Source organism: Oleomonas cavernae, from assembly GCF_003590945.1.
In the GTDB taxonomy this organism is placed as follows: Bacteria; Pseudomonadota; Alphaproteobacteria; order Zavarziniales; family Zavarziniaceae; genus Zavarzinia; species Zavarzinia cavernae.
The window spans coordinates 1-4,782 of sequence record NZ_QYUK01000026.1 but is presented as its reverse complement, the minus strand read 5'-3'; the positions used below and the strand labels follow the sequence as shown (position 1 = coordinate 4,782).

Sequence of the window (4,782 nt, the reverse complement as noted above, 5' to 3'; positions counted from 1 at the left end):
CGCGCATCGCCCGCCGCCTGGATGTCGATTTCCTGCGCACCTACCTGGGTGCCTTCGATCACCTGATGGTGCGCACCGAGCGTAGCCTGCGGGTGGCCGGCGAGATCGATCTGCCGGTGTTCCTGGGCGGCGACTGGGCCCTGCGCCTGATCGCCGATACCTCGCCCGACGAGACGCCCAACCCCAAGCGGGCGATCATCGTGCTGCGTGAATTCGCGCTCGAGATCATTCCCTACACCTATGTCCAGAAGATCGAGCGGCTGGTTTTGGGCCTCAAGGAACAGGGCTGGGAGCCGGTCCTGCTGCCGTTCTGCCCGGAAGACGTGCGCAACGCCAAGGAACTGGGCCTCGACAAGCTGGCCCCGACCTGGGAGCACTGGTGGAACCCGCGCCGCATGAAGCAGATCATGGCGCAGAGCGGCCTGGTGATCAGCGTCGGCCGCCTCCATGCGGTGATCTTCGCCGCGCCGTCGTTCGATGTGCCCGTCTGTTCCCTGGCGCCGCCCTTGAAGCTGCCCTCGGGCAAGAAGTCGATCTCGAAAATCGATTCCCTGTGCGCCGACTGGGACATCGACCAGTTCTTCGACGTCGAGGAATTGCTGGCCGCCGCCGCCGAAGGCCGCCTGCGGCCCGCCAGCCGCGAGAAGGTGACCGCCGCCGCCCAGCGCCTGGACGAATCGATCGCGCAAATGAAGGCGATCATGAGCGAGCGCCTGGAAGAGAAGGGCCTGGGCCCGGCCGCCTGAACGATAACCGGATGGTTACCGTCCAGGGTTATTACCGCTCCAGCGTGACGTTCCAATAGTCCTGGTCGGTCATGCCGGAAGGGAAGGCCGGGTTCGTCACGGCCAGTACCCGCTCGTCCGACAGCTCCGGAATGCCCGGAACCTCCGGCCAGAACGGCACGTAGGCGCGCCAAGTGGCCGGCACGCCGCGGGGCGGAAAGCGCCGGGCGATCCGGTTCAACTCGGCGACCGTGGGATGCCACAGGCGGACATGCAGGGTCATGCCGGCCTGCTCCGCCCGCCTGGCGCCTTTGCGCTGGTTGCACGGGAAGCAGGCCAGGGCCGTGTTCAGCCAGCCGCCGCCATAGCCGTCGCACTTGGGCAGGACGTGGTCGAAGGTCACGTCCCGCTGGGGCATGCGCTTGCGGCAATAGGCGCAACGACCCTCGTCCCGGATCCAGATGCCGGCGCGCGACAGGGGGCCGGCGTATCCAGCCGGACATAGGTCTTCTGCACCACCACCGAAGGCAGGTTCAAGGCCAGGTGCTGGCTGTGGACCTTGCGGTTGTAGACCTCGATCACGTCGACGCTGCCCTTGAACATGCCGCGCACGGCGTCGTTCCACGGCATGGTGTGCAGCGGGTAAAGCCCCAGGGGCTGGTAGTCGGCATTCAGGACAAGGGCCGGGTAGGCCGCCATCGGTCTCATCGGGAACTCCTGTCTACAATTCAGTATCCCATGTTCATTGCGGTTCTTGGTCGTTATCGCTCGCGCTGGAGGAATTTCTGCGTCGGGCAAAGAAAAACCCCTCCAGTTCGGGTCCTGGAGGGGTTCTCGAAAATTCGAGGATCGTGGGTCGCCTACCCGCGATCGTACCCTCCACGGCCCAGGCGGCCTGCCCCCATGCCGGCATGGCCGGCGTAGGGCGACAGGCAAAAGGCGACCGGCAACGGCCGGCGGCCGTTCGGTTCCATTTTTGTCTGCGACCAAAGGGCCGGCATGCTGTCGCTCCCAGGGGCGGGTTGGTTCTGCAGTCGGAATCGCTCAAACTGCCGTCTCGCGTCAAGGAAATTCGCACGCCAGAAAGAAAAGCGCCGGCGCGGTTGCCCGCGCCGGCGCCTGGGAACCAGCCGCTCAGGCGGCTTTCAGCAGGCCGCGCAGCACGTAGTGCAGGATGCCGCCGTTCTTGAAGTATTCGACCTCGTCGACCGTATCGATGCGCAGCAGCAGGGCGATCTCCTTCACCGTGCCGTCGGCCTTGGTGATGCGGCAGGTCACGTCCATGCCCGGGGTCAGCTTCTCGGCAAAGCCCACAAGGTCGATTGTGTCGGTGCCGTCGAAGCCGATCGACTTGCGGTCGGCGCCGTCCTTGAAGACCAGGGGCAGTACGCCCATGCCGACCAGGTTCGAGCGGTGGATGCGCTCGAAGCTCTCGGCGATCACGGCCTTCACGCCCAGCAGGTTGGTGCCCTTGGCCGCCCAGTCGCGCGACGAGCCGGTGCCGTATTCCTTGCCGGCTACGACGACCAGCGGCACGCCCGCCTTCTGGTACTTCATCGAGGCATCGTAGATCGGCTCCACGACGGGTTCCACCTTCTCGCGGGCTTGCCGTAGTAGGTGGTGACGCCGCCCTCGGTCCCCGGCACCAGCTCGTTCTTGATGCGGATATTGGCGAAGGTGGAACCCGTCGTGGAGCCGATCTACGATGCCTCGATGAAGTACCAGAAGGCGGGCGTGCCGCTGGTCGTCGTAGCCGGCAAGGAATACGGCACCGGCTCGTCGCGCGACTGGGCGGCCAAGGGCACCAACCTGCTGGGCGTGAAGGCCGTGATCGCCGAGAGCTTCGAGCGCATCCACCGCTCGAACCTGGTCGGCATGGGCGTACTGCCCCTGGTCTTCAAGGACGGCGCCGACCGCAAGTCGATCGGCTTCGACGGCACCGACACAATCGACCTTGTGGGCTTTGCCGAGAAGCTGACCCCGGGCATGGACGTGACCTGCCGCATCACCAAGGCCGACGGCACGGTGAAGGAGATCGCCCTGCTGCTGCGCATCGATACGGTCGACGAGGTCGAATACTTCAAGAACGGCGGCATCCTGCACTACGTGCTGCGCGGCCTGCTGAAAGCCGCCTGAGCGGCTGGTTCCCAGGCGCCGGCGCGGGCAACCGCGCCGGCGCTTTTCTTTCTGGCGTGCGAATTTCCTTGACGCGAGACGGCAGTTTGAGCGATTCCGACTGCAGAACCAACCCGCCCCCTGGGAGCGACAGCATGCCGGCCCTTTGGTCGCAGACAAAAATGGAACCGAACGGCCGCCGGCCGTTGCCGGTCGCCTTTGCCTGTCGCCCTACGCCGGCCATGCCGGCATGGGGGCAGGCCGCCTGGGCCGTGGAGGGTACGATCGCGGGTAGGCGACCCACGATCCTCGAATTTTCGAGAACCCCTCCAGGACCCGAACTGGAGGGGTTTTTCTTTGCCCGACGCAGAAATTCCTCCAGCGCGAGCGATAACGACCAAGAACCGCAATGAACATGGGATACTGAATTGTAGACAGGAGTTCCCGATGAGACCGATGGCGGCCTACCCGGCCCTTGTCCTGAATGCCGACTACCAGCCCCTGGGGCTTTACCCGCTGCACACCATGCCGTGGAACGACGCCGTGCGCGGCATGTTCAAGGCAGCGTCGACGTGATCGAGGTCTACAACCGCAAGGTCCACAGCCAGCACCTGGCCTTGAACCTGCCTTCGGTGGTGGTGCAGAAGACCTATGTCCGGCTGGATACGCCGGCCCCCCTGTCGCGCGCCGGCATCTGGATCCGGGACGAGGGTCGTTGCGCCTATTGCCGCAAGCGCATGCCCCAGCGGGACGTGACCTTCGACCACGTCCTGCCCAAGTGCGACGGCTATGGCGGCGGCTGGCTGAACACGGCCCTGGCCTGCTTCCCGTGCAACCAGCGCAAAGGCGCCAGGCGGGCGGAGCAGGCCGGCATGACCCTGCATGTCCGCCTGTGGCATCCCACGGTCGCCGAGTTGAACCGGATCGCCCGGCGCTTTCCGCCCCGCGGCGTGCCGGCCACTTGGCGCGCCTACGTGCCGTTCTGGCCGGAGGTTCCGGGCATTCCGGAGCTGTCGGACGAGCGGGTACTGGCCGTGACGAACCCGGCCTTCCCTTCCGGCATGACCGACCAGGACTATTGGAACGTCACGCTGGAGCGGTAATAACCCTGGACGGTAACCATCCGGTTATCGTTCAGGCGGCCGGGCCCAGGCCCTTCTCTTCCAGGCGCTCGCTCATGATCGCCTTCATTTGCGCGATCGATTCGTCCAGGCGCTGGGCGGCGGCGGTCACCTTCTCGCGGCTGGCGGGCCGCAGGCGGCCTTCGGCGGCGGCGGCCAGCAATTCCTCGACGTCGAAGAACTGGTCGATGTCCCAGTCGGCGCACAGGGAATCGATTTTCGAGATCGACTTCTTGCCCGAGGGCAGCTTCAAGGGCGGCGCCAGGGAACAGACGGGCACATCGAACGACGGCGCGGCGAAGATCACCGCATGGAGGCGGCCGACGCTGATCACCAGGCCGCTCTGCGCCATGATCTGCTTCATGCGGCGCGGGTTCCACCAGTGCTCCCAGGTCGGGGCCAGCTTGTCGAGGCCCAGTTCCTTGGCGTTGCGCACGTCTTCCGGCAGAACGGCAGCAGGACCGGCTCCCAGCCCTGTTCCTTGAGGCCCAAAACCAGCCGCTCGATCTTCTGGACATAGGTGTAGGGAATGATCTCGAGCGCGAATTCACGCAGCACGATGATCGCCCGCTTGGGGTTGGCGTCTCGTCGGGCGAGGTATCGGCGATCAGGCGCAGGGCCCAGTCGCCGCCCAGGAACACCGGCAGATCGATCTCGCCGGCCACCCGCAGGCTACGCTCGGTGCGCACCATCAGGTGATCGAAGGCACCCAGGTAGGTGGCAGGAAATCGACATCCAGGCGGCGGGCGATGCGCGCCAGCATCGGCTGGTCAATTCCTCGGGGTCGGTGGGGCGGCGCCAGTTCGGGCAGGTCGACGCCG

The 4,782-nt window shown here is 65.9% G+C and carries 6 protein-coding genes and 2 pseudogenes; 4 read left to right on the top strand and 4 right to left on the bottom strand.

The genetic code is table 11. The features are described 5' to 3' along the window. Positions 1 to 746 (top strand): polysaccharide pyruvyl transferase family protein (locus tag D3874_RS27710; RefSeq protein WP_147385891.1); only part of this gene is annotated, 746 nt, incomplete at its 5' end. Between the two features lie 31 nt (positions 747 to 777). Here D3874_RS27710 and D3874_RS27705 read toward each other — a convergent pair. The 3 genes and pseudogenes from D3874_RS27705 to D3874_RS27695 all read right to left on the bottom strand — a co-directional run. Further along, positions 778 to 1,143 (bottom strand): HNH endonuclease, encoded by a 366-nt coding sequence (locus D3874_RS27705; RefSeq protein ID WP_119775593.1) that lies wholly within the window; start codon positions 1,141 to 1,143, stop codon positions 778 to 780. Further along, a complete protein-coding gene (locus D3874_RS27700) occupies positions 1,125 to 1,433 on the bottom strand; it encodes a hypothetical protein (RefSeq protein ID WP_147385474.1) in 309 nt (102 codons plus the stop codon). Before D3874_RS27700 ends, D3874_RS27705 begins: the two co-directional genes overlap by 19 nt. Before the next feature lie 426 nt (positions 1,434 to 1,859). Next, positions 1,860 to 2,404 (bottom strand): annotated as a pseudogene (locus D3874_RS27695) (aconitate hydratase); the annotation flags it as partial. Between the two features lie 19 nt (positions 2,405 to 2,423). On the opposite strand from D3874_RS27695, the pseudogene D3874_RS27690 reads away from it, so the two are divergent. The 3 genes and pseudogenes from D3874_RS27690 to D3874_RS27685 all read left to right on the top strand — a co-directional run. Then, positions 2,424 to 2,861, top strand: a pseudogene (locus D3874_RS27690) (aconitate hydratase); the annotation flags it as partial. A gap of 426 nt (positions 2,862 to 3,287) precedes the next feature. Beyond that, positions 3,288 to 3,416, top strand: coding sequence for a hypothetical protein (locus tag D3874_RS31435; RefSeq protein ID WP_274380663.1), 129 nt, complete (start codon positions 3,288 to 3,290; stop codon positions 3,414 to 3,416). After that, on the top strand, positions 3,413 to 3,943 hold the full coding sequence (locus D3874_RS27685; RefSeq protein ID WP_119782910.1) for an HNH endonuclease: 531 nt from the start codon (positions 3,413 to 3,415) through the stop codon (positions 3,941 to 3,943). The genes D3874_RS31435 and D3874_RS27685 overlap by 4 nt, the downstream gene beginning before the upstream one ends. A 31-nt stretch (positions 3,944 to 3,974) precedes the next feature. On the opposite strand, the gene D3874_RS27680 is transcribed toward D3874_RS27685, so the two are convergent. Then, a complete protein-coding gene (locus D3874_RS27680; RefSeq protein WP_119782909.1) occupies positions 3,975 to 4,397 on the bottom strand; it encodes a hypothetical protein in 423 nt (140 codons plus the stop codon). Positions 4,398 to 4,782: the final 385 nt, after the last annotated feature.